General features: G+C 62.4%; 23 protein-coding genes. 14 read left to right on the forward strand and 9 right to left on the reverse strand.

Going from position 1 to position 26,797, the window contains the following annotated elements; translation table 11 throughout:
• Positions 1–107 precede the first annotated feature (107 nt).
• Positions 108–743 (reverse strand): DUF1062 domain-containing protein, encoded by a 636-nt coding sequence (locus tag FHT69_RS06085; RefSeq protein ID WP_097630974.1) that lies wholly within the window; start codon positions 741–743, stop codon positions 108–110.
• A gap of 388 nt (positions 744–1,131) precedes the next feature.
• A complete protein-coding gene (locus FHT69_RS06090; protein ID WP_183905093.1) occupies positions 1,132–2,208 on the reverse strand; it encodes a flagellar biosynthetic protein FliO in 1,077 nt (358 codons plus the stop codon).
• Positions 2,209–2,509: 301 nt separating this feature from the next.
• Here FHT69_RS06090 and cckA point away from each other — a divergent pair, with 301 nt between their 5' ends.
• Entirely contained in the window at positions 2,510–5,113 is a 2,604-nt protein-coding gene (gene cckA / locus FHT69_RS06095) for a cell cycle histidine kinase CckA (RefSeq protein ID WP_183905094.1), read from the forward strand.
• Between the two features lie 132 nt (positions 5,114–5,245).
• Here cckA and FHT69_RS06100 read toward each other — a convergent pair whose 3' ends face one another.
• Positions 5,246–6,178 carry a pseudouridine-5'-phosphate glycosidase gene (locus FHT69_RS06100; protein ID WP_183905095.1) on the reverse strand — a complete coding sequence of 311 codons (933 nt, stop codon included), beginning with the start codon at positions 6,176–6,178 and terminating at the stop codon, positions 5,246–5,248.
• Positions 6,179–6,266: 88 nt separating this feature from the next.
• Positions 6,267–7,211, reverse strand: coding sequence for a carbohydrate kinase family protein (locus FHT69_RS06105; protein ID WP_028758079.1), 945 nt, complete (start codon positions 7,209–7,211; stop codon positions 6,267–6,269).
• 229 nt (positions 7,212–7,440) lie between these two features.
• On the opposite strand from FHT69_RS06105, the gene recA reads away from it, so the two are divergent.
• Both recA and alaS read left to right on the forward strand, forming a co-directional pair.
• Positions 7,441–8,535, forward strand: coding sequence for a recombinase RecA (recA, locus tag FHT69_RS06110; protein ID WP_183905096.1), 1,095 nt, complete (start codon positions 7,441–7,443; stop codon positions 8,533–8,535).
• A 154-nt stretch (positions 8,536–8,689) separates the two neighbouring features.
• Positions 8,690–11,344: an alanine--tRNA ligase gene (alaS, locus tag FHT69_RS06115; RefSeq protein ID WP_097594360.1), complete on the forward strand. Its 2,655-nt coding sequence runs from the start codon at positions 8,690–8,692 to the stop codon at positions 11,342–11,344.
• A gap of 88 nt (positions 11,345–11,432) precedes the next feature.
• Here alaS and FHT69_RS06120 read toward each other — a convergent pair whose 3' ends face one another.
• Positions 11,433–12,065, reverse strand: a complete 633-nt coding sequence (locus FHT69_RS06120; RefSeq protein ID WP_097594361.1) for a LysE family translocator — start codon at positions 12,063–12,065, stop codon at positions 11,433–11,435.
• Between the two features lie 127 nt (positions 12,066–12,192).
• Between FHT69_RS06120 and FHT69_RS06125 the strand changes: the two genes are divergently transcribed.
• Positions 12,193–13,044, forward strand: coding sequence for a GyrI-like domain-containing protein (locus FHT69_RS06125; RefSeq protein WP_183905097.1), 852 nt, complete (start codon positions 12,193–12,195; stop codon positions 13,042–13,044).
• Positions 13,045–13,095: 51 nt separating this feature from the next.
• On the opposite strand, the gene FHT69_RS06130 is transcribed toward FHT69_RS06125, so the two are convergent.
• The 3 genes from FHT69_RS06130 to FHT69_RS06140 all read right to left on the reverse strand — a co-directional run bounded on the left by FHT69_RS06130 (position 13,096) and on the right by FHT69_RS06140 (position 15,538).
• A complete protein-coding gene (locus FHT69_RS06130; protein ID WP_028756196.1) occupies positions 13,096–13,722 on the reverse strand; it encodes a glutathione S-transferase family protein in 627 nt (208 codons plus the stop codon).
• Between the two features lie 88 nt (positions 13,723–13,810).
• Entirely contained in the window at positions 13,811–14,257 is a 447-nt protein-coding gene (locus FHT69_RS06135; protein ID WP_028758075.1) for a GNAT family N-acetyltransferase, read from the reverse strand.
• A gap of 69 nt (positions 14,258–14,326) precedes the next feature.
• The gene (locus FHT69_RS06140) at positions 14,327–15,538 is read right to left on the reverse strand and encodes an NADP-dependent isocitrate dehydrogenase (RefSeq protein WP_028756198.1); all 1,212 of its coding nucleotides are present in this window, start codon (positions 15,536–15,538) and stop codon (positions 14,327–14,329) included.
• A gap of 187 nt (positions 15,539–15,725) precedes the next feature.
• Between FHT69_RS06140 and FHT69_RS06145 the strand changes: the two genes are divergently transcribed.
• From FHT69_RS06145 to FHT69_RS06190, 10 genes are all read left to right on the forward strand, one after another.
• Entirely contained in the window at positions 15,726–16,253 is a 528-nt protein-coding gene (locus FHT69_RS06145; RefSeq protein WP_183905098.1) for a hypothetical protein, read from the forward strand.
• A 119-nt stretch (positions 16,254–16,372) separates the two neighbouring features.
• Positions 16,373–18,412: an FUSC family protein gene (locus FHT69_RS06150; protein ID WP_183905099.1), complete on the forward strand. Its 2,040-nt coding sequence runs from the start codon at positions 16,373–16,375 to the stop codon at positions 18,410–18,412.
• Between the two features lie 4 nt (positions 18,413–18,416).
• Complete coding sequence (locus FHT69_RS06155; protein WP_047610022.1) at positions 18,417–19,247, forward strand: RNA methyltransferase; 831 nt, start codon at positions 18,417–18,419, stop codon at positions 19,245–19,247.
• Positions 19,228–20,028, forward strand: coding sequence for a glutamate racemase (gene murI, locus FHT69_RS06160; RefSeq protein ID WP_028756201.1), 801 nt, complete (start codon positions 19,228–19,230; stop codon positions 20,026–20,028). The genes FHT69_RS06155 and murI overlap by 20 nt, the downstream gene beginning before the upstream one ends.
• A 179-nt stretch (positions 20,029–20,207) precedes the next feature.
• The gene (locus FHT69_RS06165; protein WP_168332982.1) at positions 20,208–21,722 is read left to right on the forward strand and encodes an ATP-binding protein; all 1,515 of its coding nucleotides are present in this window, start codon (positions 20,208–20,210) and stop codon (positions 21,720–21,722) included.
• 224 nt (positions 21,723–21,946) lie between these two features.
• Positions 21,947–22,564, forward strand: coding sequence for a 30S ribosomal protein S4 (rpsD, locus tag FHT69_RS06170; protein ID WP_004676212.1), 618 nt, complete (start codon positions 21,947–21,949; stop codon positions 22,562–22,564).
• Between the two features lie 102 nt (positions 22,565–22,666).
• On the forward strand, positions 22,667–23,596 hold the full coding sequence (locus FHT69_RS06175; protein ID WP_168332983.1) for a glutaminase: 930 nt from the start codon (positions 22,667–22,669) through the stop codon (positions 23,594–23,596).
• Positions 23,597–23,656: 60 nt separating this feature from the next.
• The gene (gene ttcA / locus FHT69_RS06180) at positions 23,657–24,526 is read left to right on the forward strand and encodes a tRNA 2-thiocytidine(32) synthetase TtcA (RefSeq protein ID WP_168332984.1); all 870 of its coding nucleotides are present in this window, start codon (positions 23,657–23,659) and stop codon (positions 24,524–24,526) included.
• Positions 24,527–24,572: 46 nt separating this feature from the next.
• Positions 24,573–25,400 carry an inositol monophosphatase family protein gene (locus FHT69_RS06185; protein ID WP_168332985.1) on the forward strand — a complete coding sequence of 276 codons (828 nt, stop codon included), beginning with the start codon at positions 24,573–24,575 and terminating at the stop codon, positions 25,398–25,400.
• 41 nt (positions 25,401–25,441) lie between these two features.
• Positions 25,442–26,266, forward strand: coding sequence for an inositol monophosphatase family protein (locus FHT69_RS06190; RefSeq protein ID WP_183905100.1), 825 nt, complete (start codon positions 25,442–25,444; stop codon positions 26,264–26,266).
• A 22-nt stretch (positions 26,267–26,288) separates the two neighbouring features.
• On the opposite strand, the gene FHT69_RS06195 is transcribed toward FHT69_RS06190, so the two are convergent.
• Positions 26,289–26,762, reverse strand: coding sequence for a GNAT family N-acetyltransferase (locus FHT69_RS06195; protein WP_183905101.1), 474 nt, complete (start codon positions 26,760–26,762; stop codon positions 26,289–26,291).
• Positions 26,763–26,797 lie beyond the last annotated feature (35 nt).

The raw sequence follows: 26,797 nt of genomic DNA on the forward strand, positions 1-26,797 counted from the left end.
TTTTCATGCAGGCATGAGAGCAGAACAGGCGCCGCGATCCCGATCGCGGCGCCTTTTTCGATAGTCACGAAGGCCCGAGATCGAGCGTCCGCGACGGAGTTCCACTATTATAGCGGATCTCCTGCTGCCAGAGCTTTCCAAGATTGCTCTCGGTCGGCCTCCATGGCGAGGTCAATCACGACAAGGGTGCCATTCCTGATCCGCCGCCGCATGACGCCTGCTCGGTCAGGATCTGTCCGAACCATGCCTTGATCATGCAGAGCCTGCAGCCGCGAGCGTGACACTTTCAGTTCGGAGCCCAGCAGACGGTCGAGGCGTGTGCTCGTTGGAAACGGGACCATCAGTTCAATTGCCAATCTCGTCCAATTCGCCGTGTCGCTCTGCATCTCTTTTTTGATGTCAAATTCGGCAAACTCGTCCACACGCTGTGACTTCTGCCGGAGAGCATCGAGGTTGAAGGTTTCTGCCCGGATCCAGCCGGGATCGTTGGATTGTAACGCGTCAAGGACTTGAGGATCGATGTCGCGAACATTGCGGCGCTCGAGGATTGGCCGGTTCCATGTTCTTTCACAGGTCAGGCATTTGTAGATAAGCCAGGCGTCGAGCTTGCGACCGTTGGCGTTGAGCCGGATCTTGCCGCTGGGTTGGAAAGCTCTGAGGCCCCCGCATCCGCCGCAGGCCAACCAGGGCTGGGGAGCTGTCTTGGGAATAATGGTCCATCGGACCCGAAGCGTATTGCACATACCGTCTTGGTCTTCCGTTCGGAAGTCCACCAAGATGGTGCATGAGAAAACCCTTGCGGGCGCGGTGTGGCGATGTTGTGGGCGGCTGAAGAGCTGAGACAGCGGAGCTGCACATGGCACATTGTAACAATGCCAAACCGGTCTCTCGCCACCACCCGATGAACATGTTCGTATGCCGCCAGCGTGTCGCTTTGCGGCAGTACGGGTGAAACTGGAGTGAGACCGGTATTTACTTAGGCAAAGTGTTACCTCGAATGCACCAAAGCTCTTCGACTTCAGAGATAACAAATGATCGGCATCAAGGGGAGCCCCCGAGCCGTTCGCGAACTGAAAGTCGCAGCATTGCGGCTTTTATGCAACTTGGTGATGAAGGCCGGCGTGTCTGCCCTCATTTGTCGCGATTGACGCTCATCTCGCCGAAGATGCGGGCGACTTCCTTCTGCAGTTCCGTGTCGGCTCCGGTGATGGGAGCTAGCTCGGGATCGCGGCGCGGCAGGTTGCCCGGCTGCGGCGCGGCTTGGCGGGGTTCCTGGTTTGCCGGCGCCGGCACGATGCGCTCGGCGGTCAGATTGCTCGACATCTCCTCTTCCAGCACGCGCTGGAAATCATGACGGATCGCCGCTGCCGACTGCGCAGCCGCATCGTCCTCGGCCGTAACAGGCGCGGCGCGTGCTGCCGCCGGCACGTGCTGGACAGGCGGGGCGGAGACCTCGGGTTCGATGCGCTGCTGCGGCAGCACGCGCTGGCGGGCGGCATCGAGAATCTCGGCTGCACTCGCGGTATCATGGAACTGTGCGGGCTGCGCGGCTGGGGGAACGGCGGGACGCTCCGGCGGGCGCGGCTGGGGCGGAGCGGCGCGCAGAGGATTGTCGCGTTCGGCCGACAGTGGAGCTGTCACCGGCTCTGCCGGAAGCGGGCTCGTGACCACCGGCGGCGCAACGGCCGGCGGTTGGGCCGATGATTGGGCCGATGATTGGGCCGATGATTCTGGGCGCGAGCGCGGCTCTGGCGGGACCGGCGAGGAGAAAGAGGGCTCGGCGGCCGGCTCGACACGGGCAGCGACCGGCGGGCGCGGCGGAACGACCGGCGGCGTTTCCGGCCGCGCGACGGGTATCGGGCGCTGCTCGACGGGCTGCGGGCGGTTGACGCTTTCCGGTTGTTCGGTTGCCGCGGCGGGCAGGATGCGGCTTTCGATGACGATATCGCTCGGGCCGCCGATCATGATCAGGTGCTCGACGTCGTCGCGGCGCACCAGCACCAGCCGGCGGCGGGCATCGACGGCAGCGGCATCCAGCACCTGCAGGCGGGGCTGGCGGTTGCGGCCGCCGCGCACGAAAGGCGAGGGCGCCCGGCTGCGGATCACCCAGAGCACGAGGATGAGCAGGAGAAGCGCCAGACCGACGCCACCGGCTGCAAGCAGGAAACGACTGCCATACGCTCCGACAACATCATCCAACATAGTCACTTACTCCATTTCGCATTTCGGCACATATTGACGACTTTTCCGTTCCTTAGGCAAGGGCCGCCCATGCTGTCCAGTCACGGGAGAACGCGATTTCGTGTTCAGCTGCCTGGCGCCCAGCGACCTTGCGCAGGGGCGGCCGCTTTGGGCTTCAGGGGCAGATGGCGCTGTTGCCTGTGAATTCAAGCAGTCTTGCCGGTTGCCGGTGTTTTTGCCGACGCGGCAAATTGCTAAGAAGGAAAGAGTGCCTGATTCCCGCTTTGTGTTCGTGCTACGAAGCGGGAGGGGCTTATGTGAGGAATACATGACGAAACCGCGTCAGGCCGACGATTATAACGCACCGCTTGTGGATCGTGGGGGGCGTTCTGGCACGGTTTTGCGCATTCTGCTGCTGGCGCTCGTGCTGATTGCTGCCGCCGGGGGCTTCGTCTTCTTCAAGAAGTCGCTCGACAACGAGATCGTGCTCGGCGGTCTCGGCGTGCTCGCCATGGTCGGCATCTTCTTCCTGGTCTCCTCGGTCATCGGCTTCATCGAGGTGATGCCGCAGCGCCAGTCCGACAGCCTGGCGCGCGCCTTCCTCAACAGCCATCCCGACGGGACGCTGATCACCGACGAAAAGGGCCGGATCATCTATGCCAATGCCGCCTATGGCGCGCTGACCGGCGCGCGCAAGGCGACCGAGGTGCAGACGCTGGAAACGCTGCTGTCGCGTCACCGCGAATCCAACGAAGCGCTCTACAGGCTGGTCAATGGCCTGCGCGAAGGCAAGGAAGGCCGGGAGGAATTTCGGCTGCTGCGCGCCGTCGGGCCCGGCAGCAACAACTCCGGCGCGCATTGGTACCGGCTGAAGGCGCGGCTGCTGCAGCCGGAGGAGAATGGCGGCAGGCCGCTGCAGATCTGGCAGATCACCGACATCACCACCGAGCGCGACGACCAGGAGCGCTTCTTCAAGGAATTGCAGAACGCGATCGATTATCTCGACCATGCGCCGGCCGGCTTCTTTTCCGCCGGCAGGAAGGGCGAGATCTTCTACCTGAATGCGACGCTTGCCGAGTGGCTGAGCCTCGACCTCACCAAGTTCGTGCCGGGCTCGATGACGATCGGCGACGTCGTGGCGGGCGAGGGGCTGGCGCTGATCCAGTCGGTGCAGGCCGAACCGGGTCTGAAGAAGACCGTGACTCTCGACCTCGACCTGCGCAAGACCAACGGCCAGAGCCTGCCGGTGCAGATCATCCACAGCGTCACCTCGATGCGCGATGGCGCGCCCGGCGAAAGCCGGACGATCGTGCTGGCGCGTGAAAAGAGCGATGCCGGCGGCCAGTCGGCTTCGGCCGCCGCCATGCGCTTCACCCGTTTCTTCAACAACACGCCGATGGCGATCGCCTCGGTCGACGGCAACGGCCGCATTCTGCGGACCAACGCACCGTTCCTGAAGTTGTTCTCCGGCGTCGTCTCGCGCGACGATCTCGAAAAGGCGCCGCATCTCGAAACCATCGTGCAGGAGAGCGACCGGCCGCAGCTTGCGGAGGCGCTGGCGGCGGCCAAGGATCGGCAGGGCGATATCGCGCCCATCGATACCCGGACGCCGACCGACGAGGCGCGCTATTTCCGCTTCTATGTCAACGCGGTCATCGACCAGAGCGACGAGGCGCCCGAGGAGGCAGCGATCGTCTATGCCGTCGAGGTGACCGAGCAGAAGGCGCTCGAAGCGCAGATGGCGCAGACGCAGAAGATGAATGCTGTGGGCACACTCGCCGGCGGCATCGCGCATGATTTCAACAACGTGCTGACGGCGATCCTGCTGTCCTCCGACCATCTGTTGCTGCAGGCGCGGCCGGCCGATGCCAGCTTCGCCGACCTGATGGAGATCAAGCGCAACGCCAACCGCGCCGCGGTGCTGGTGCGCCAGCTGCTCGCCTTCTCGCGCAAGCAGACGATGCGGCCCTCGGTGCTGAACCTCACCGATGTCGTCGGCGACCTGCGCATGCTGGTCGACCGGCTGCTCTCCGGCACCAACGTCAAGCTCGACGTGCAATATGGCCGCGACCTGTGGCCTGTCAAAACAGACCTTTCGCAGTTCGAGCAGGTGCTGATCAATCTCTGCGTCAATGCCCGCGACGCGATGCCCGAGGGCGGTACGCTGACGCTGCGCACCAAAAACCTGACCGCCGCCGAGGTCTCCGCCTTCAACTATTCCTACATGCCGGCCGAGGATATGGTGCTGATCGAGGTCGCCGATAACGGCACCGGTATCGCGCCTGAGATCATGGACAAGATCTTCGAACCCTTCTTCACCACCAAGGATGTCGGCAAGGGCACCGGTCTTGGCCTTGCCATGGTCTACGGCATCGTCAAGCAGTCGGGCGGTTACATCCAGCCGGAATCCGAAGTCGGCAAGGGCACGACCTTCCGGGTGTTCCTGCCGCGCCACATCCCTGAGCCGGCGGTCGCCGCCGAAGCAGGCTCGATCGACAGCGCCATCGCCGAGATCGGCGTGCGGCCCGAGGCGCCGGCGTCGCAGCAGCCGGAGGATCTGACGGGATCGGCGGTCATCCTGCTCGTCGAGGACGAGGAGGCGGTGCGCCGCGGCGGCAAGCGCATGCTGGAAACGCGCGGCTACACCGTGCACGAGGCGGGCTCGGGCGTCGAGGCGCTGAGCATCATGGAAGAACTCGACGGCAAGGTCGATATCGTCGTCTCCGACGTTGTCATGCCCGAAATGGATGGGCCGACGCTGCTGCGCGAGCTGCGCAAGACCTATCCCGACATGAAATTCATCTTCGTCTCCGGCTATGCCGAAGATGCCTTTGCCCGCAACCTGCCGCCGGATGCGAAATTCGGCTTCCTGCCGAAGCCCTTCTCGCTCAAGCAGCTCGCTGTTGTGGTGAAGGAAACGTTGGACGGGTGAGTGGGGTGCGCCCGAGAGAGGGCGTGCCACACATCGCCTCTATCACGGTTGTGCCGTGCCAGCCCCTCTGCCCGGCAGGCAGAGAGGCTTTTTCGGCACCATCTATCTGTCACGGCCATACCGACCTACCCGTCAATCCTCATTCCGCAGCGCCACCGCAATCTCGGCCGCAAGCCGCGCATTGTTCTCCACCAACGCAATATTGGTCTTCAGGCTCTGGCCGTCCGTCAGGTCGAAGATGGTCGAGAGCAGATAGGGCGTCACAGCCTTGCCGGTGATTTCGTCGCGCTCGGCGCTATCCAGCGCCCGCTCGATATAGATTTCCATCTCCTCGCGTGGGATTTCGTCGGCTTCCGGCACCGGATTGGCGACGAGCATGCCGCCGTCGACACCGAGCTGTTCGCGCACCGTCTGGAAATTGGCGATGGCGGCCGGGCTGTTCAGCGACAGCGGGCTTGATATGCCCGAGGAGCGCGACCAGAAGGCGGGAAATTCCTCGCTCTCATAGGTGACGACAGGCACGCCGCGGGTTTCCAGCACTTCCAGCGTCTTCGGAATGTCGAGAATCGCCTTGGCGCCGGCGCAGACGACGATGACGCCGGTTCGGGCGAGCTCCTCGAGGTCGGCTGATATATCGAAGCTTTCCTCGGCGCCGCGATGTACGCCGCCGATGCCGCCTGTGGCAAAGACGCTGATGCCGGCGCGCGCTGCCGCAATCATCGTCGCCGCGACCGTGGTGGCGCCGGTGCGGCGCTCGGCGATCGCGAAGGCGAGATCGGCGCGCGACACCTTCATCACCTCGGTCGCCTTGGCGAGCTGTTCCAATTCCGCGGCTTCAAGACCGATATGCAACGTGCCATGAATGACGGCGATCGTTGCCGGCACCGCTCCCTGTTCACGGATGATCGTCTCGACGCTGCGGGCCATCTCGATATTGCCGGGATAGGGCATGCCGTGGGTGATGATCGTCGATTCCAGCGCCACAAGCGGCGCGCCGCGCTGCTTGGCGCTGGCAACCTCCTTCGAATAGGCGATCGGCAGAAGAGGGGAGATGGGCTTGGTCATGGTCTTGTCCTGTGATCGACAGAACATGATGCCGAAAAGTGTGGGCGGTTTTCGGACGGCATCATGCTCAACTCTTTAATTAGTCGCTTCAATGCAGAATTCTGATCTTGGGAACAAGGGCAAGCGCCTCATTCAAAAGATCCGGCGTCAGATTTTCGTTGACGGCGTGCCGCGACTGCACGGTCAGCGTGGCGGCCGCGGTGCCGTGGCGGACGGCTTCCTCGAGCGGCAGGCCGAGCATCAAGGCGGCGAGCGTGCCGGCCGCAAGAGAATCGCCGGCACCCGTGACATCGGCGACGGTGTCGGCGATCGGCGGCTGCAGCGTCACGGCGCGGTCCCCGCAAAGCGCGACGAGTTCGCGCCGGCCGCGAGTGACGACGGCATTCCTGATGCCGATCTCATTCAGCAATGGCGGCCAGCCGGCGGCGTCTTCCGGCTGCTCACCGGTCAGGGCGGCGGCCTCGGCCTCGTTCAGGAACAGGTAGTCGATATCCCCGATGCAGGGTTTCAGCCTGACGACCTTGGCCGGCGAGATGGCGATCGCCGCGACGGGCTTGGCCAGGGAATGCGCCTTGGCGACGATCGCGGCGATTGTCTCTTCCGGCAGGTTGGCATCGAAGAGGATGAAATCATGGGCGGCGAAAGCTTCCCGCACCCAGCGGATGGATAGACGCCGCGGCACGAAGAAACGGTAGAGATCCATGTCGGCGAGGGCGATCACCAGATTGCCGTCCTTCTCGATGATCGCCGTATAGCTCGGCGTCTTGCGGTCGAGGAAGACGAAAGGCCGGTCGTCGATGCCGGCGAAATCGGCGGCTTCGCCGACCAGTTCGCCGTTGGGATCGCCGCCGCGCGGCGAGATCATCGTCACCTGAAAACCGAGCCTTGCGAGATTGCGCGCCGCATTGAAGCCGCCGCCGCCGGGCTCCTCGAACCAGGTGCCGGGATTGCTGGCGCCAGGCGCTGTCTCGCCGGAGATGCGGCCGCGCCGATCGATATGGGCACCGCCGAGAACGAGAATCTTTCTTTTCATTTCAGGCACTCTCCTGATGCCCGACGTGCGAATCGATGGGATGGGTTTTTGTGCGCGGGTGCCGGCACTTTACATCTAAGTCGTTGCTTTTCATCGATAAAACAAATACAGAACACGGGCCGTTTTACCTTTTTCTTTCAATTGTTTGATCGCCTATTGCGAGAGTGGAACAAATAGGGTACAAACTCGACATTGCTTGGGCGGCTTCAATAACCTAAAGGTGGATCGGATGTCTCAGAATTCATTGCGGCTGGTAGAGGACAAATCGGTGGACAAAAGCAAGGCGCTTGAAGCGGCACTCTCACAGATAGAGCGGTCGTTCGGCAAGGGCTCGATTATGAAACTCGGCTCCAACGAGAATGTTGTCGAGATCGAGACGATCTCGACCGGCTCGCTTGGCCTCGATATCGCACTTGGTGTCGGCGGCCTGCCGAGGGGCCGCATCATCGAAATTTACGGACCGGAAAGCTCCGGTAAAACGACGCTTGCGCTGCAGACCATTGCCGAGGCGCAGAAAAAGGGCGGTATCTGCGCCTTCGTCGATGCCGAACATGCGCTCGATCCTGTCTATGCCCGCAAGCTTGGCGTCGATCTGCAGAACCTTCTGATCTCGCAGCCCGATACCGGCGAGCAGGCGCTTGAAATCACCGATACGCTGGTGCGCTCCGGCGCCGTCGACGTCCTCGTCGTCGACTCGGTCGCCGCACTGACGCCACGCGCCGAAATCGAAGGCGAGATGGGCGACAGCCTTCCCGGCCTGCAGGCGCGCCTGATGAGCCAGGCGCTGCGCAAGCTCACCGCCTCGATCTCGAAGTCGAACACCATGGTGATCTTCATCAACCAGATCCGCATGAAGATCGGCGTCATGTTCGGTTCGCCGGAAACGACGACGGGCGGCAATGCGCTGAAATTTTATGCCTCCGTACGCCTCGACATCCGCCGCATCGGCGCGGTCAAGGAGCGCGAAGAGGTGATCGGCAACCAGACCCGCGTCAAGGTCGTCAAGAACAAGATGGCGCCACCCTTCAAGCAGGTCGAGTTCGACATCATGTATGGCGAGGGTGTTTCCAAGACCGGCGAGTTGGTTGATCTCGGCGTCAAGGCCGGCATCGTCGAGAAATCGGGCGCCTGGTTCTCCTATAACAGCCAGCGTCTCGGCCAGGGTCGTGAAAACGCCAAGACCTTCCTGCGCGACAATCCGGATCTCGCCCGCGAGATCGAGCTGTCGCTGCGCCAGAATGCCGGCCTGATCGCCGACCGCTTCCTGCAGAACGGCGGACCGGATCCCGAGGACGGCGATGGCGATGCCACTGCGGAAATGTAATTTTCGCGCTTGAACTCACCGGTCAGTTCCAGCCGGCCGCATTCCTGATGAGAATGCGGCCGGTTTTGTTTGTCTGCTGGACAGTGGCGGAGGCGAACGTTAAAAGCCGATGGATTTGTATTTACCTGCCTCCGGCAGCATTGAAGGGCATAGCATGAGCGGCGTGAACGATATCCGGTCGACCTTCCTCGACTATTTCAAGAAGAACGGCCATGAGATTGTTCCGTCGAGCCCGCTCGTCCCGCGCAACGACCCGACGTTGATGTTCACCAATGCCGGCATGGTGCAGTTCAAGAATGTCTTCACCGGCCTGGAAAAGCGTCCTTATTCGACGGCGACGACCTCGCAGAAGTGCGTGCGCGCCGGCGGCAAGCACAACGACCTCGACAATGTCGGCTATACCGCGCGTCACCTGACCTTCTTCGAAATGCTCGGCAACTTCTCCTTCGGCGACTATTTCAAGGAGAATGCGATCGAGCTTGCCTGGAAGCTCGTGACCGAAGGTTTTGATCTGCCGAAGCATCGCCTGCTGGTAACCGTCTATTCCGAAGACGAAGAGGCAGCGACGCTGTGGAAGAAGATCGCCGGTTTCTCCGACGACAAGATCATCCGCATTCCGACCTCCGACAATTTCTGGCAGATGGGCGATACCGGCCCCTGCGGTCCGTGCTCGGAAATCTTCATCGACCAGGGCGAGAACGTCTGGGGCGGACCTCCGGGCTCGCCGGAGGAAGATGGCGACCGGTTCCTGGAATTCTGGAACCTGGTCTTCATGCAGTTCGAACAGACGGAGCCCGGCGTTCGCAACCCGCTGCCGCGTCCGTCGATCGACACCGGCATGGGTCTGGAGCGTATGGCCTGCATTCTGCAGGGCGTTCAGAGCGTGTTCGACACCGATCTCTTCCGGACACTGATCGGCGCCATCGAGGATACGATGGGCGTCAAGGCGGAAGGCAGCGCCAGCCACCGCGTCATCGCCGACCACCTGCGCTCCTCGGCCTTCCTGATCGCCGACGGTGTGTTGCCGTCGAATGAGGGCCGCGGTTATGTCCTGCGCCGCATCATGCGCCGCGCCATGCGCCATGCGCAGTTGCTCGGCGCCAAGGAGCCGCTGATGTACAAGCTGCTGCCGACGCTGGTGCAGCAGATGGGCCGCGCCTATCCGGAGCTGGTGCGCGCCGAGGCGCTGATCTCGGAAACGCTGAAGCTCGAGGAAAACCGCTTCCGCAAGACGCTCGAACGTGGCCTGTCGCTTCTGTCGGACGCAACGACGGATCTTTCCAAGGGCGATATGCTGGATGGCGAGACCGCCTTCAAGCTCTACGACACCTACGGCTTCCCGCTCGATCTGACGCAGGATGCATTGCGTGCCCGAGAGATCGGCGTCGACATCTCCGGCTTCACCGATGCGATGCAGCGCCAGAAGGCCGAAGCCCGCTCGCACTGGGCCGGTTCCGGCGAAAAGGCGACCGAAACCGTGTGGTTCGAGCTCAAGGAAAAACACGGCGCGACCGAATTCCTGGGCTACGACACCGAAACGGCTGAAGGCGTCGTGCAGGCGATCGTCAAGGACGGCGCGGTTTCGACCGAGGCCAGGGCCGGCGACAAGGTGCAGATCGTCGTCAGCCAGACGCCGTTCTACGGCGAATCCGGCGGCCAGATGGGCGATACCGGGGTGATCTCGTCCGACCACGGCAAGATCGAGATTTCAGATACGCAGAAGAGGGGCGAAGGCCTGTTCGTGCATCTGGGTACTGTCATCGAAGGCGTGGTTAGGGATGGCGATGCTGTCGCGTTGACGGTCGATCATGCCCGCCGTTCGCGCCTGCGCGCCAATCACTCGGCAACCCACCTGTTGCATGAGGCGCTGCGCGAAGTGCTGGGCACTCATGTGGCACAGAAGGGTTCGCTGGTAGCACCCGAGCGCCTGCGTTTCGATGTTTCGCATCCGAAGCCGATGTCGGCCGAAGAGCTGAAAATCGTCGAGGATATGGCAAATGAGATCGTGCTGCAGAATTCGCCGGTCACCACGAGGCTGATGAGCGTCGACGATGCGATCGCCGAAGGTGCGATGGCGCTGTTCGGTGAGAAATACGGCGATGAAGTCCGCGTCGTGGCGATGGGCGAGGGTGTGCGCGGCGCCAAGGCCGGCAAGCCCTATTCGATCGAACTCTGCGGCGGCACGCATGTCGGAGCCACCGGCCAGATCGGCCTGATCCGCGTTCTCGGCGAAAGCGCCGTCGGCGCCGGCGTTCGCCGCATCGAGGCCGTCACCGGCGAATCGGCGCGCGAATATCTGGCCGAACAGGACGAGCGCGTGAAGACGCTTGCCGCCTCGCTGAAGGTTCAACCGTCAGACGTTCTCTCGCGCGTCGAAGCGCTGATCGACGAGCGCCGCAAGCTCGAAAAGGAACTGGCCGACGCCAAGCGCAAGCTCGCCATGGGCGGCGGGCAGGGCGGCTCGGCCGATTCCGTGCGCGAAGTCGCCGGCGTCAAGTTCCTCGGCAAGTCGATATCGGGCGTCGATCCCAAAGATCTGAAGGGGCTCGCCGATGACGGGAAGACCAGCATCGGCTCGGGCGTCGTGACGCTCATCGGCGTTTCCGAGGATGGCAAGGCAAGCGCGGTCGTTGCCGTGACGCCCGACCTCGTTGATCGCTTCAGCGCCGTTGATCTGGTGCGCGTCGCTTCTGCCGCGCTTGGCGGCAAGGGCGGCGGCGGCCGTCCGGACATGGCGCAAGCTGGCGGCCCTGATGGCGCCAAGGCCGACGAAGCCCTTGAGGCAGTTGCGTCGGCACTTGCAGGCTGACCATCAGCCTGACGGCGTTTGACATGTGGACCGGCTGCGAGATCTGGATTTCGCAGCCGGTTTTATTTTGCGCAGAAGCCTGCGGCGGTCAGTTTCGCGCTTGCAAAGCGAGGCGGCAGGCGAGCCCGGTAAAAACAGTCGCCAGCATATATTGCGGCATCTTCGGAAAGCGGCTGAGCGAGGCCAGCCGCGTGCGAATTTGGCTTCCGAGAATAATGACGGCTCCATTGACGACGAGGCCGATGCCGTTCAGCACGGTCGCAAGCACCAGCATCTGCATCGTGATCGAGCCGCTTTGCGCAGTCACGAATTGCGGAAAGAGGGCCATGACGAAGAGGGCCATTTTCGGATTGAGCAGATTGGTGGCGAGACCTGCAAAGAAGATGCGTCTGCCCGAAAGCCGTCTCAATGTCGATGCTGGCGCAAAGGCGGTGACTTCCGAGCGGATTGTCTTATAGGCCAAATAGAGAAGATAGCAGCAGCCGGCCCAGCGCACTGCTTCATAGATAGCGGGCACCGTCACGAAGAGCTGAGAGAGCCCGAAAGCGGCGGCAAGGGCGTGGCAATAGGTGCCGAGCGCGATGCCGGCATAGGTCAGAAATCCGGCGGCGCGTCCCTGGCTGACACTGCGCGAGGCGATCAGCAGCATGTCGGGACCGGGCGTGGCTGTCAGCACCAGCGCTGCGGCGGCAAAAAGCATCAATGTTGAAAAATCCGGCATCAGTCATTCCTTTTGGGTTCGAGCCGGACTTCCGCCCTATGCCGGATTCGTCGAAAGCGCAAGTCAGCAGGATTTGTCAAATCGGGTTATGTTCTTCTTTGGCCGATCGATTTGCACGAGGTTTGACATGAACGGCGAAACGGCATGGACACTTTATGAAAACCGTCTGCGACGGGTTTCGGCCTATATTCACGACCATTTGGACGAGGAGCTGGATATGGAGCGCCTTGCCGAAATCGCCTGCATGTCGAGCTATCACTGGCACAGGATCTACCGGGCGATTTACGGCGAGACGCTGGCGGCAACCGTCAAGCGGCTCAGGCTGCATCATGCGGCAGGCGAGATCGTCCGCACGGAACTTGCCGTCAGTGAAATAGCGAAGCGATCAGGCTATCCCAATCTCCAATCCTTCAATCGCATCTTCAAGTCGGTCTACGGCATGCCGCCGGCCCGCTACCGGAAAGAGGGAAGCCACACAGCCTATGAGCCCTCACCCAACGGAAAGACCAAAGCCATGTTAGACGTTACCATACGCGAGATCGGGCCGATCGAGCTGATCGGCGTTGCCCATACCGGTTCCTACATGCAGATCGACAAGGCCTTCGAGACACTGTTCGGCACGCTTTATGCCCGCGGCCTCGCCAAGCCCGACATGCGGATGATCGGCGTCTATCTCGATGATCCCGATATCGTGCCGGTGGAAAAGCTGCGCTCGATCGCCTGCGTCACCGGCGCTGAAGACGTGCCGGCCGATGCGCCGTTCGAGCGGCGCACGATCGACGGCGGCGATTATGCCGTGCTGCGCCACAAGGGTCCCTATGCCAATATGCCCAAGTCCTATCAATGGCTCTTTGCCGAATGGCTGCCGAAGTCCGGCCGGCAACTGAAGGACAGGCTCATGTTCGAGGAATATCTCAACAATCCGCGCGAGGTGCGGCCGACCGAGCTTCTGACGGACATTCACATGCCGCTTGTCTGACCGCTGATATCTCCGGGGCGGCGGTCTGGCCGCCGCCCCGGGTTCGACGTCTCAAGCGGCCTGCATCGTCTTGCCGGCTTCGTCGTCCAGCGCATTCGCGCGCTTGTAGGCCTCACGCCCGCTGATGCGGCCGAAATAATCGACGAAGGCCTGACGCTTCTCGATGCTGCCGAAACCGAGGCCCCAGCCGATATGCGAGCCGACATAGACGTCGGCGGCGGTGAAGCGTTCGCCGGCGACGTAGGTCGAGCCGGAGACCGCCATTTCGAGTGTATTCATGACGTCGCCGAAACCGCCGCAGCCGGCCATGCGCAGGCGATCCTTCGGAATTTCGAAGCCGAGCCCCTTCATCGTTACCGCCGATTCGAGCGGACCGGCGGCAAAGAACATCCAGCGGTAATAGCGGGCGCGCTCCTCCGGCGTCGGTGCCAGCGCCTTTTCGGGGAAGGTGTCGGCGAGATAGGCGCAGATCGCCGCGCATTCGGTGACGATGGTATCGCCGTGACGGATCGCCGGCACCTTGCCCATCGGATTGACCGCGAGATATTCGGGCGCCTTCATGGTTTCGCCGAAGGTCAGGAGTTCGGTGCGATAGGGCTGGCCGATCTCCTCCAGCATCCAGCGCGCGATGCGGCCGCGCGACATCGGGTTCGTATAGAATACCAGTTCTTCCGTCATGAGATCCTCCTCGTGCTGCCGTTATTCTGCGGTCTTGCCGTTCCCCGGAATCAATAGTGCGGCGAGGCCTTTGTGCAACCCCAGCCGCTTAAAGCGCCTTTCGGTACTGGATGAAACCCGAGCGCTCGGCGATCCTGTCATAGAGCCGCCGCGCCGTTGCATTGGTTTCATGCGTCATCCAATAGAGCCGGCCTGCGCCGTTTTTGCGGGCGAGGTCGGCGACGGCGTCGATCAGTGCGGCGCCGGTGCCGAGCCCGCGTTGGGTGTTTTCGACATAGAGATCCTGCAGATAGCAGGTCCATTGCGGCAGCCAGCAGGAGCGGTGAAAGATGGCATGGACGATGCCGACGAGACGGCCATCTTCATCAAAGGCGCCGAGCGCGTGCATCGGTTCGTCAGGATCGTGGAAGCGAGCCCAGGTGAGATCGGTGGTTTCGGGCGGAATGACCACCTCATAGAAGCGCTGATAGGCCTCCCATAAGGGCTCCCAAGCGGCGCGGTCGGCGGGTTCAAGCGGTCGCAGGATGGCCGTCATCGGTTGATTCCTCAAATGAAAACGGCGGGGAAATCCCCGCCGTTTCAATCTTATCTCGGAAAGGCCGGCTTACGCCATGGCCTTCTGGAGGTTCTGGTCGATCTTGTCGAGGAAGGCGGTGGTGGACAGCCACGGCTGGTCGGGGCCGATCAAGAGCGCCAGATCCTTGGTCATGAAACCGGATTCGACGGTATCGACGCAGACCTTTTCGAGCGTTGCGGCAAAGCGGGCAAGCTCGGCATTGTCGTCGAGCTTGGCGCGATGCGCCAGTCCACGGGTCCAGGCAAAGATCGAGGCGATCGAGTTCGTCGAGGTTTCCTGACCCTTCTGGTGCTGGCGATAGTGGCGGGTGACGGTGCCGTGAGCGGCTTCGGCTTCGACCGTCTTGCCATCGGGGGTCAGCAGCACCGAGGTCATCAGGCCGAGCGAACCGAAGCCCTGGGCGACGGTGTCGGACTGGACGTCGCCGTCATAGTTCTTGCAGGCCCAGACGTAGCCACCGGACCACTTCAGCGCCGAGGCGACCATGTCGTCGATCAGGCGGTGTTCGTAGGTGATGCCGGCTTCCTTGAACTGATCCTTGAACTCGGTCTCGAAGACTTCCTCGAAGATGTCCTTGAAGCGGCCGTCATAGGCCTTGAGAATGGTGTTCTTGGTGGAGAGATAGACCGGCCACTTGCGCATCAGGCCGTACATCATCGAGGCGCGGGCGAATTCGCGGATCGATTCGTCGAGATTGTACATGGCCATGGCGACGCCGGCGCCCGGTGCGTTGAAGACTTCCTTCTCGATGACGGTGCCGTCCTCGCCGACGAACTTGATCGTCAGCTTGCCCTTGCCGGGGAATTTGAAGTCGGTGGCGCGGTACTGGTCGCCAAAAGCGTGGCGGCCGACGACGATCGGCTGCGTCCAGCCGGGAACCAGGCGCGGCACGTTGCGGCAAATGATCGGCTCGCGGAAGATGACGCCGCCGAGGATGTTGCGGATCGTGCCGTTCGGGCTCTTCCACATTTCCTTGAGGTTGAATTCCTTGACGCGGGCTTCATCCGGCGTGATCGTCGCGCACTTGATGCCGACGCCGTACTTCTTGATGGCGTTGGCGGCATCGACGGTCACCTGGTCATTGGTGGCGTCGCGGTTTTCGACGGACAGGTCGAAATAGTCGATGTCGAGATCGAGATACGGATGGATCAGCTTGTCCTTGATGAGCTGCCAGATGATGCGCGTCATTTCATCGCCGTCGAGATCGGCGACGGGATTGGCGACCTTGATCTTGTTCATGTATCTGCCTCGTTCGAGCTTGAAGGGGGACGGGGTCCCGGGTGGGTGATGTGATGAGGAGCGCTATAGCATTGTGAACCGGGAACGCAAAGCTGCAAGGGGTTCTGCAATGCGTTTTTGCTGCATTGCCAAGCGGCGGAATTCGGCTAGTGTCCGCCTTGATTTGCCGCCCCTCGGATATTCGACCATGAAGACAATCGCCGTTGTTATCGCAAGCCTTATCGCCTTTTCCGGCATTGGCCATGCCGCCGATGTCACCGCCCCCGTGAAGGAGATCATGGACGCGACCAAGAGCAACTGGGCGGACAATAACAGCGACTGGACCGACATCTTCGACGCAAGCCGGCTCGACCATCTCTACAGCAAGGATTTCGTCGCGAGATACCAGGCGGCGGCGCAATTTCCCGCGGTCGACGACGACGGCATATCGCCGTTCGACTACGACGTTATCGTCAACGGCCAGGATGCCTGCCCGCTGCAGGATCTGACGATGGCGGCAGCACCTGTGGTCAACGGGACGGCCGAGGTGACGGTGCGCTTCCAGAAGTCCGCCTGCTCCGCTGCGCCCGATGCCAAGGACTATACGACCGTTCGTTTCGAAGTGGTCGAAGAAGACGGCAAGCCAGTGATCGACGATATCGTCACCGAGAATATCGAAACGCAGGCCCGTGATTCCCTGAAGGCGACGATGGCGCTGATTGCCAAGGGCCAATAGACGCGCCACATATCGATCGATGCCGAAGGATTCGAGCCGGCGAATGTTCCGATCGTTGCCTTGGTTTGATTTCCGCTCTTGCGGCGGTATCTGTCGATCCTTCTGCGGCATGAGGGGCTTTGCATTTGTTTTCCGGTTTTCAGTTCCGCGACTGGCTGCTTGCCAATGATCCGGCGCTTTCGCGCCTGCGCATGGCCTCGCGGGTAACGCTGACGATCATCTTCTCATTTTTAATCCTTCTCGCCATCCATATGTTCATCCTGCCGTTGCCGACGGCGGCTTTCGGCCTCGGCATCGTCCTGTCAATCGAGGGTGGGGTGGCCGTTCGCGACAAGGGCAATACGCGCCAGCTGGTGACGCGGCTCTTGGGTTGCGTCGCCAGCCTTGGCGTCGTCGCCATCGCGGCGGGCCTCGAGGATCGCCGTTTATTCTCCGACCTCGTCTTCCTGGTGGTGATCGCGCTCGCATCGGCCGGGCGGGTGTTCGGGCCGCGCGGTTTTGCGATCGGCATGTTCGCTTTCACCTCCTATTTCATGGGCGCCTATTTCCGGCCTTCGCTGGCCGAGCTGCCTGATGTGGCGATCGGCCCCGTCGTCTCCGTGCTCGTCGGCCATCTGGTGAGAGCCGTGTTGTTGCCGGACGACTGGCGGCGCGACCTGCTCCGCTCGCTCGAAAGTGTGCGCGGCCGGATCAACCAGATCCTCTTCAAGCTCGCCGCCCTCGCCGGCGGCGCCGAGATCGGTGAAGCCGACCGGCAGGAACTGCGCCAGTTGGAAGACCGACTGAAGGAAGTGGTGCTGATGGCCGAAACCTTCATCCCGCGCCCGTCCGGCGGCGTTTTCGATGCCACCGCCGATCCGGCCGCAGAATTGGCGATCCGGCTCTTCGATGCGCATCTGGCCGCCGAGAGCGCAATCGTGCTGAGTTTCCAGAGCCCGCCGCCTTTTGCGCTCATCCATGCCGCAATCGAGGCCGATAGCACGGAACTTGCAAGATTTGCGGAGATGGCCGAAGCCATCAAGGACCAGCCGCAAGGCGAAACCGTGCGGGCGCTGCTCTGGCTCGGCGAGGCGCGGCAGCAGTTGACACAGGCGATCGGCGCGGGGCAGACCTCGGGATTCTCCGGTATCGACGCCGTCAAGGATACTGTGCCGTCTGAGAAGATCGACTTTTCCTTTGCCAATCCTCTGCTTCGCTCGGCGCTGCAGATCACGCTCGCCTCAGCACTTGCCATGGCTTTTGGCCTGGCTCTCTCGCGCGAGCGCTGGTTCTGGGCGGTGCTTGCCGCCTTCCTCGTTTTCACCAACACCAATTCGCGCGGCGATACGGCGATGAAAGCGCTGTCGCGTTCGCTCGGCACCGTGTTCGGGATCGCCATCGGGCTTGTGCTGGCGACGCTGATTTCGGGCGAGCCTGATATCGCCATTCCGATCGCCGCCGTCTGCATCTTTCTCGCCTTCTATTTCCTGCAGGTTTCCTATGCGACGATGACCTTCTTCATCTCGATCGTGCTCTGCCTGGTCTACGGCATGACCGGCGTGCTGACGCTCGATCTGTTGAAGCTGCGCATCGGCGAAACCATGATCGGGGCGGCGGCCGGAACGGCGGTCGCCTTCATCGTCTTCCCCACGCGCACGCGCGGGGCGCTCGATGCCGCACTTGCCCGCTGGTTTCAGGCGTTGCGCGAGCTGCTTGGCGCGATCGGCGAGGGCAAGAGCGGTTTCGACCTGATCCGGTTGTCGCAGAAGATCGATGGCTGCTACCGCGACGTGACGGTGGCAGCGCGGCCGCTCGGCTCATCCTGGTCGGTGGTGACGCGGCCGGGCCAGATCCGCCAGACGCTGGCGATTTTCCTGTCCTGCACCTACTGGGCGCGCATCCTGGCGAAGAGCTACGAAGCGCCGGCGCCCGACGACAATCTGAAGACGCTGATTGCGGCGGATCTGGCGCTGATCGACAATGCCGCCCCGCGCGGCTCGAGCTGTTTCCTCATCACGCGCAAGGCGTCGCGGACAACTGGCCGGCACCTGCCGCTGTCGCGCGAGGGCGCGAAACTTGGGCTCGAAATGATCGGTTCGGCGCTGGAAAGGCTCTATCCGCAGGCCGACGTCTTGCCGTTTGCAGCGGGCGAGGCTATTGCGCGCTCGAAACAGGGATAGGACCATGGCAGGCACGAACAGCGAGCGTCAACTTCTGGCCGAAGGCCCGGCCATCATTCTGGTCGAGCCGCAGATGGGCGAGAATATCGGCATGGTGGCGCGGGCCATGGCGAATTTCGGCCTTGCGGAACTCCGCCTCGTCAATCCGCGCGACGGGTGGCCGAACGAAAAGGCGCTAGCGACCGCCTCCAAAGCCGATCACGTGATCGAGGCGACCAAGGTCTACGACACGCTGGAACAGGCGGTCGCCGATCTCAATTTCGTCTATGCGACGACGGCGCGGGAGCGCGACGGCTATAAGCCGGTGCGCTCGCCCGTCATCGCCGCCGAAACGCTGCGGGCGAGGTTCCGGGCGGGCGAGGGCACCGGCATCCTCTTCGGGCGCGAGCGCTGGGGGCTGACCAATGAGGAGGTGGCGCTTGCCGACGAGATCGTCACCTTTCCCGTCAACCCGGCCTTCGCCTCGCTCAACATCGCCCAGGCCGTGCTGCTGATGTCCTATGAATGGATGAAATCCGGCATGGAGGATCTCGGCGCCGTGCCGTTCCAGGCGATGGGGCAGACGCCTTCGACCAAGGAACAGCTGTTCGGCCTGTTCGACCAGCTGGAAGAGGCGCTCGATGCCCGCGGTTATTTCCATCCTGCCGGGAAAAAGCCAAAAATGGTCGACAATCTCCGCGCTGTTCTCTCCCGCCGGGCTTTCACAGAGCAGGAAATCAGCGTGTTGCGCGGCGTCATCTCCTCCCTCGACCGCTTCTCGCGCAAGAGCCCGCGCGGTGGCCGGTTCCCGACAGCGGCTAAGGAAACACCGCCCGATGACAGCGACGACGCGTGAGCTGAAACCTATTCTTCTCTTCGATTCCGGCATCGGCGGGCTGACCGTCTTGCGCGAAGCGCGCGTGCTGATGCCGGAACGCGGCTTCATCTATGTCGCCGACGATGCCGGTTTTCCCTATGGCGGCTGGGAGGAGCAGGCGCTGAAGGAGCGGATCATCGGGCTTTTCGGCAAACTGTTGGCGGATCACGATCCCGAAGTCTGCATCATCGCCTGCAACACAGCCTTCACGCTTGTTGGTGCCGATCTGCGCGCCGCCTTTCCGCAGATGACCTTCGTCGGCACCGTGCCGGCAATCAAGCCGGCGGCGGAGCGTACGCGGTCGGGCCTGGTCTCGGTGCTTGCCACTCCCGGCACGGTGAAGCGAGCCTATACGCGCGACCTCATCCAGTCCTTCGCCCAGCAATGCCACGTCCGCCTCGTCGGCTCGGAGAACCTTGCGCGCATGGCGGAGGCTTATATTCGTGGTGACGCCGTCTCCGACGAGGCCGTGCTTGGCGAAATCGACCAATGCTTCGTCGAGAAGGACGGTCGGAAAACCGATATCGTCGTGCTCGCCTGCACACATTATCCTTTCATGGCCAATCTCTTCCGCCGGCTTGCGCCCTGGCCGGTCGACTGGCTCGACCCCGCCGAGGCGATCGCGCGCCGCGCCCGCACGCTGGTGCCGCTGGTCGCCGATGCCGTACACCCGGACAATTTCGACTTCGCGGTCTTCACCTCCGGCCAACAGGATTTCGCCACGCGGCGGCTGATGCAGGGCTTCGGCTTGCGGGCGTAGCGCGGCGACGGGATGTAGGATCGCGGCGATGGATCCTCTTCTCGGGTGAGCCGGGAATTGTCCTGTGGGTTGGCGAAATCCGGTCCTGAAAGATAGCGCATTCTTTGATAGACGGGGCGATGCCGTTTCGGAAGAATGGCGCTTCGTTCATGTGAGTCTCTTCGCCGCGAGGATCAGCATTGCAGGTTGGCATCGATATGGGATTGGCGTCCGGCAGCCCGGCGACGCTCGATATCGAGGAGCTGCTGGCGACCCGTCTGCTCGTGCAGGGCAATTCCGGATCGGGCAAGTCGCATCTGCTGCGCCGCCTGCTCGAGCAATCGGCGCAATGGGTGCAGCAGGTCATCATCGATCCTGAAGGTGATTTCGTCACGCTCAGCGACAGGTTCGGCCATGTCGTCGTCGACGGTGAACGGACCGAGGCGGAATTGGCGGGCATTGCCAACCGTATCCGTCAGCATCGCGTTTCCTGTGTGCTCACGCTCGAAGGCCTCGATATCGAGCAGCAGATGCGCGCTGCCGCCGCCTTCCTCAATGGCATGTTCGATGCCGATCGCGAATATTGGTATCCGGTTCTCGTCGTCGTCGATGAGGCGCAGATGTTTGCGCCGTCGGTCGGCGGCGATGTCTCGGAAGATGCGCGCAAGATGTCACTTGGCGCGATGACCAACCTGATGTGCCGCGGACGCAAGCGTGGTCTTGCCGGCGTGATCGCGACGCAGCGGCTGGCCAAGCTCGCCAAGAACGTCGCCGCCGAGGCCTCGAACTTCCTGATGGGCCGCACCTTCCTCGATATCGACATGGCGCGCGCCGCCGACCTGCTCGGGATGGATCGGCGCCAGGCCGAGATGTTCCGCGACCTGAAGCGCGGCAATTTCGTCGCTCTCGGACCGGCGCTGTCGCGCCGGCCGCTGCCGATCCAGATCGGCGCGGTGGAGACTTCGGCGCGCTCGTCCAGCCCGAAGCTGATGCCGCTGCCGGATGCGCCTCAGGATGTCGAGGACCTGATCTTCACGCCCGATCCGGAAGAATTCCAGCGCCCGCCCATGCGCCGCGCTGCGCCGGCGCCGCGGCCGACGACCGACATTCTCGCCGAACTCTCGCGCTCGACGCCGGCAGCCTCGGCCGCACCTGCCGAGGCGAGGGCGAGCCAGGCGGAGGTCTCTGCCGAGGAGCGGGAGGAGCGCCTTGCCGGCGTGCTTGCCGAAATCCTCGACGATCCCACCTCCGGTTTCCGCACCGATTCGGTGCTTTACCAGGATTTTCTCGTGCGGCTGCGCATGCGCCGCGTGCCGGGACCGCCGATCGCCCTGCCGGATTTCCGCCGGCGCGTGGCGATCTCGCGCTCGGGCGTTGATGCGGAAACGGCCGCGAGCGATGCCTGGGCGACGGCGCTGTCGCTGTCGTCAGGCGTCACCGACGATCTGCAGGGTGTCTTCCTGATGCTCGCCAAGGCGGCCGTCTGCGGCGAACCGTGCCCGTCGGACGCCCGGATCGCCCGCGCCTACGGCACCCATTCCGCCCGCCGCGCCCGCCGCCTGCTTGGCTATTTCGAGGAGCAGGGCATCGTCGTCGTCCACACGGATTTCTCTGGCAAGCGCATCGTCGCTTTTCCGGATATGAACTGCCAGACCGCACCTGGCGACGCCAACGCGCCTGATACAGGCGGCGACCAGCCGTTGGCGGCAGAATAGTGGCGCGTTCAGGCTGTGCCGCTGTTGACATTTTCATGACGGCCCTCTAAAGACCCCCGCAAGCACCGGGCAGAAATGCCCGGTGTTTCATTTGACATGTCCCGTGGATCGTTTCTGTTCGCTAACCGAAACATCCTGTCAGATCTCGGCAGAGATCAGAGGAGGGCGTGTTTCCTTCGTGCGGTTTGGTAACAAATCGTCATAAACCTTTGAAAGGAAATACGATGAGCAAGCGCGAATCGTCCAAGTACAAAATTGACCGCCGTATGGGCGAAAATATCTGGGGCCGTCCGAAGTCCCCGGTGAACCGCCGCGAATACGGCCCGGGCCAGCACGGCCAGCGCCGCAAGGGCAAGCTTTCGGACTTCGGTGTGCAGCTGCGCGCCAAGCAGAAGCTCAAGGGCTACTACGGCGACCTGCGCGAAAAGCAGTTCCGCGCGATCTTCGCCGAAGCTGACCGCCGCAAGGGCGACACCTCTGAAAACCTGATCGGCCTGTTGGAATCGCGTCTGGACGCCATCGTCTATCGCGCCAAGTTCGTCCCGACGGTTTTTGCTGCCCGTCAGTTCGTCAACCATGGCCATGTCACGGTCAACGGCGTTCGCGTCAACATCGGTTCCTACCGTTGCAAGGCCGGCGACGTCATCGAAGTTCGCGAAAAGTCGAAGCAGCTGGTGACCGTTCTGGAAGCCGTCAGCCTCGCAGAGCGCGACGTTCCCGACTATATCGAAGTCGATCACAACAAGATGGTCGCAACCTTCGGCCGTGTTCCGACGCTCAGCGACGTTCCGTTCCCGGTCGTCATGGAACCGCATCTGGTCGTCGAATTCTATTCGCGTTAATGCCTTCGTCTCGCAGTCGAAACCGATTGCGAGACAACCGCATGCGTCGATATACGGAAAGCCGCTCTTTCGAGCGGCTTTTTTGCGATCTGGAGAGAAGCAATGGCAGATTTGCAGGCGACCCTCGATAGCATCTACGCCGATATCCAGCCGCGGATCGGCGAGGGCAAGGTCGCGGACTATATTCCCGAACTCGCTAAGGTCGATCCGAAGCAGTTCGGCATGGCGATCGTCACCGTCGACGGCAGGGTTTATCGTGTCGGCGATGCCGATACCGCTTTTTCGATCCAGAGCATATCGAAGGTCTTCATGCTGACGCTGGCGCTCGGCAAGGTCGGCGAGGGGCTGTGGAAGCGGGTCGGGCGCGAGCCCTCGGGATCGGCTTTCAACTCGATCGTCCAGCTCGAGCACGAGAGCGGCATCCCGCGCAATCCCTTCATCAATGCCGGCGCGATCGCCGTCAGCGACGTCGTCATGGCCGGCCATGCGCCGCGCGAGGCAATCGGCGAGCTGCTGCGCTTCGTGCGTTATCTCGCCGATGACGAGTCGATCACCATCGACGACAAGGTGGCGCGTTCGGAGACGCAGACGGGCTATCGCAATTTCGCGCTCGCCAACTTCATGCGCGCCTATCGCAATCTCGATCATCCCGTCGATCATGTGCTCGGCGTTTATTTCCATCAATGCGCGCTGTCGATGACTTGTGAGCAGCTCGCCCGCGCCGGGCTGTTCCTGGCGGCGCGCGGCAGCAATCCCACGACCGGCCATTCGGTGGTCTCGCCGAAGCGGGCGCGGCGCATCAATGCGCTGATGTTGACCTGCGGCCATTACGATGGCTCGGGTGACTTCGCCTATCATGTCGGCCTGCCCGGCAAGAGCGGTGTCGGCGGCGGCATCTTCGCTGTGGCGCCCGGCATTGCTTCGATCGCGGTGTGGTCACCGGGGCTGAACAAGGTCGGTAATTCGCAGCTCGGCGCCGCGGCGCTGGAAATGCTCGCGGCCCGCACCGGCTGGTCGGTTTTCGGCGATTGACGCTGTGTTGCCAGACGGGTTTCTGCTAGAGCAAGTGTGGAATTTCTGTAGGACGAAGCAATGAATATCGCAGCCAATATCGCCGATGAGTTGGAGAGTGGCGAGGCCGACACCGGCGGCCATGCGCTGTTTGCCGATGCGCCGCGTTCCGTCACCTTCAACAAGCTGCGCAAGCGCTTGCTGCGGCAGGTGCGCCAGGCCTTCGACGATTTCGACATGCTGAAGGGCCAGAAGCGCTGGCTGGTCGGCCTTTCCGGCGGCAAGGATTCCTACGGGCTGCTGGCCTTGCTGCTCGATCTCAAATGGCGCGGCTTGCTGCCGGTGGAGCTCATCGCCTGCAATCTCGATCAGGGACAGCCGAATTTCCCGAAGCACGTGCTGCCGGATTATCTGAAAAAGATCGGCGTTCGGCATCGGATCGAGTATCGCGATACCTATTCGATCGTGAAGGAGAAGGTGCCGGAAGGCGCCACCTACTGCTCACTCTGTTCGCGGCTGCGGCGCGGCAATCTCTACCGCGTCGCGCGGGAAGAGGGCTGCGATGCGCTGGTGCTCGGTCACCACCGCGAAGACATTCTCGAAACCTTCTTCATGAATTTCTTCCATGGCGGGCGGCTCGCCTCGATGCCGGCCAAGCTTCTGAACGACGAGGGCGACCTGATGGTGCTCCGGCCGCTTGCCTATGCTGCCGAGGAAGACCTCGCGAAATTCGCTGTCGCGATGCAGTTTCCGATCATCCCCTGCGATCTCTGCGGCTCGCAGGACGGGCTGCAGCGCAATGCGATGAAGGATATGCTCTCCGATATCGAACGGCGCATGCCGGGACGCAAGGACACGATGCTGCGGGCGCTTTCGCATGTGAACCCTTCACATCTGCTCGATCCGAAACTCTTCGACTTTTCCACCCTTGCTGTCACCGACCCGTCATGAATGGCCGGCTAAGCAGGCGGCTCATGTATGACGGACAGGATTTCGCATGACTATTTCTGACAAGGACATTCTCTTTCTCGGTGATTGCATCCGGGAGGCGGCGCGTGCCGAGATCATGCCGCGTTTCCGCAATCTCGGCGATGCCGATGTTTTGGAAAAGACTTCGGCAATCGATCTGGTGACACAGGCGGATCTGCTTGCCGAACACAGGATCACCGCGGCGCTAAGGGAGCGCTTTCCTCAAGCCCTCATCGTTGGCGAAGAGGCTTATGATGCCGATCGATCCGTCGTGCCGGCCCTTGCCGATGCCGAGCTTGCCTTCGTCATCGACCCTGTCGACGGGACGTTCAATTTTGCCGCCGGGCTTCCCGTCTTCGGGACGATGCTGGCGGTGACGGTCAGGGGCGAAACGGTCGCCGGCATCATTCACGATCCCGTTCTCGGCGACACCGTGACGGCGATCAAGGGTGCCGGCACGTTGCTGACGCGCCGGGACGGGCAGTCGACAAAGCTGAAGGTGGCCGAGCCTGCTAGCCTGAGCCAGATGGTCGGCGGCCTCTCATGGGGCCACATGGACGACCCGGATCGCGCGCGCATCTGCGCCAACATGGCGAAGATCCGGATGACCTTCTCCTTCAATTGCTCGGCCTACGAATATTGGATGGTCGCTTCCGGCAAAATGCACTTCATCGGCCATGCGAAGCTGATGCCCTGGGACCACCTGGCCGGCGTGCTCGCGCATCAGGAGGCCGGCGGCTATACGGCGAAATTCGACGGCACACCCTATCGCCCCGGTGAGACGACGGGCGGCATCATCTCCGCACCCGATCGGGAAAGCTGGCAGCTGATCCGACGTGAGATCGTCGGCATTTGATGTGGGGCCCTTCCCGAAAGGCCGGACCGAAAGGATTTGACATGACTTCGACCGTTGACGTGACCGTTCTTGCCGATCTGCTGCGCCGCGCGGCGAAGGCGGAGATCCTGCCGCGCTTCCGCCGGCTCGGCCAGGGCGACGTGCGCGCGAAGAGCGAGGCGACCGATCTCGTCACCGAGGCGGATGAACAGGCCGAGCGGATGATCAAGGCGGAAGCTCAGCGGCTCTGGCCGAGTGCGCTGTTCCTCGGCGAGGAATCGGTCGCGGCCGAGCCTGATTTGCTCTACGGGCTCGAAGATGCCGGTCTCGCGATCGTCGTCGATCCGGTCGACGGTACGTTCAACTTCGCCTCCAGTATTCCGGCTTTCGGCGTCATGGCCTCTGTCGTCTCGGCCGGCGAGACGGTTGCCGGTATCATCTACGATCCGATGGGCGACGACTGGGTGATGGCGGAAAAGGGCGGCGGCGCCTGGCTGCGCCGGCCGGACGGCGAAGCGCAGCGGCTCGCGGTTGCAGAGCCGGTTGCGCTCGACCAGATGGTCGGCATGGCCTCGACCGGCTACCTGCCGCAGGAGAAGCGGGCGGAGATTCTCGGCAATCTGGCCAAGGTGCGTTTCCTCACCAATTACCGCTGCGCGGCCCAAGAATACCGCACCTTTGCCGGCGGCCATGTGCATTACCTGATGTACAACAAGCTGATGCCCTGGGATCATCTTGCCGGCACGCTGATCTCGCAGGAGGCCGGTGCCTATGCGGCGCGCTTCGACGGCTCGCCCTACCAGCCGCATCACCTCGACGGCGGTCTGCTGATTGCGCCCGACAAGGCCTCGTGGAACGTGCTACGGCGTGAGGTTTTCACGGTCTGAAAAGCGGTCCGACTGCCGCCTGTTATCCGTAGAACTTTTCCATGAGAAAGTTTTCCAGGCTTTGCCCACGTTTCTCGACGATTTGCTTCGTTATGACGCGGAAGCCTTTTCGCGCAAAAAACGGCCGGGCAGTTCGGCTGGCTTCGGTATAAATTCGGCTGAACCCCAGTTTCAGAGCTTCGTGCTCGATCCTACTCAACAGCCGGCTTGCTATTCCAAGCCCTTGAAATTCGGGATGCACAAACATCATGTCCAGGCACCCGTCGCCGGTCAGGTCGGAAAACCCAACAGGCTGTCCGTCAAATTCTGCGATCCAGGCAGGCCTGCTTATCCTTCGCTCTGCCCATAGTCCGCGATCTTCCACCTTTGCCCAAGCCTGGATCTGTGCGGGTGAGTAGTCTTTCGACGAGACCTCTCGAATCGCACGCAGAAAAATTTCAATCGTCGCGTCCACGTCGCCGGGCGCGTAAGACCTGATCAGAATTCGGTCGTCCATAGAGGATGCCCTTCGCGCACTGCAGCACCAATCCG

This window comes from Rhizobium sp. BK008 (genome assembly GCF_014197345.1).
Classification (GTDB): Bacteria; Pseudomonadota; Alphaproteobacteria; order Rhizobiales; family Rhizobiaceae; genus Rhizobium; species Rhizobium anhuiense.

What these genes read in the sequence shown, in the direction of transcription:
- FHT69_RS06085 (WP_097630974.1), bottom strand. Translation starts at nt 743, where the DNA reads ATGTGCAATACGCTTCGGGTCCGATGGACCATTATTCCCAAGACAGCT.
- cckA (WP_183905094.1), top strand. Translation starts at nt 2,510, where the DNA reads ATGACGAAACCGCGTCAGGCCGACGATTATAACGCACCGCTTGTGGAT.
- FHT69_RS06100 (WP_183905095.1), bottom strand. Translation starts at nt 6,178, where the DNA reads ATGACCAAGCCCATCTCCCCTCTTCTGCCGATCGCCTATTCGAAGGAG.
- FHT69_RS06105 (WP_028758079.1), bottom strand. Translation starts at nt 7,211, where the DNA reads ATGAAAAGAAAGATTCTCGTTCTCGGCGGTGCCCATATCGATCGGCGC.
- recA (WP_183905096.1), top strand. Translation starts at nt 7,441, where the DNA reads ATGTCTCAGAATTCATTGCGGCTGGTAGAGGACAAATCGGTGGACAAA.
- alaS (WP_097594360.1), top strand. Translation starts at nt 8,690, where the DNA reads ATGAGCGGCGTGAACGATATCCGGTCGACCTTCCTCGACTATTTCAAG.
- FHT69_RS06120 (WP_097594361.1), bottom strand. Translation starts at nt 12,065, where the DNA reads ATGCCGGATTTTTCAACATTGATGCTTTTTGCCGCCGCAGCGCTGGTG.
- FHT69_RS06125 (WP_183905097.1), top strand. Translation starts at nt 12,193, where the DNA reads ATGAACGGCGAAACGGCATGGACACTTTATGAAAACCGTCTGCGACGG.
- FHT69_RS06130 (WP_028756196.1), bottom strand. Translation starts at nt 13,722, where the DNA reads ATGACGGAAGAACTGGTATTCTATACGAACCCGATGTCGCGCGGCCGC.
- FHT69_RS06135 (WP_028758075.1), bottom strand. Translation starts at nt 14,257, where the DNA reads ATGACGGCCATCCTGCGACCGCTTGAACCCGCCGACCGCGCCGCTTGG.
- FHT69_RS06140 (WP_028756198.1), bottom strand. Translation starts at nt 15,538, where the DNA reads ATGAACAAGATCAAGGTCGCCAATCCCGTCGCCGATCTCGACGGCGAT.
- FHT69_RS06145 (WP_183905098.1), top strand. Translation starts at nt 15,726, where the DNA reads ATGAAGACAATCGCCGTTGTTATCGCAAGCCTTATCGCCTTTTCCGGC.
- FHT69_RS06155 (WP_047610022.1), top strand. Translation starts at nt 18,417, where the DNA reads ATGGCAGGCACGAACAGCGAGCGTCAACTTCTGGCCGAAGGCCCGGCC.
- murI (WP_028756201.1), top strand. Translation starts at nt 19,228, where the DNA reads ATGACAGCGACGACGCGTGAGCTGAAACCTATTCTTCTCTTCGATTCC.
- rpsD (WP_004676212.1), top strand. Translation starts at nt 21,947, where the DNA reads ATGAGCAAGCGCGAATCGTCCAAGTACAAAATTGACCGCCGTATGGGC.
- FHT69_RS06175 (WP_168332983.1), top strand. Translation starts at nt 22,667, where the DNA reads ATGGCAGATTTGCAGGCGACCCTCGATAGCATCTACGCCGATATCCAG.
- ttcA (WP_168332984.1), top strand. Translation starts at nt 23,657, where the DNA reads ATGAATATCGCAGCCAATATCGCCGATGAGTTGGAGAGTGGCGAGGCC.
- FHT69_RS06185 (WP_168332985.1), top strand. Translation starts at nt 24,573, where the DNA reads ATGACTATTTCTGACAAGGACATTCTCTTTCTCGGTGATTGCATCCGG.
- FHT69_RS06190 (WP_183905100.1), top strand. Translation starts at nt 25,442, where the DNA reads ATGACTTCGACCGTTGACGTGACCGTTCTTGCCGATCTGCTGCGCCGC.
- FHT69_RS06195 (WP_183905101.1), bottom strand. Translation starts at nt 26,762, where the DNA reads ATGGACGACCGAATTCTGATCAGGTCTTACGCGCCCGGCGACGTGGAC.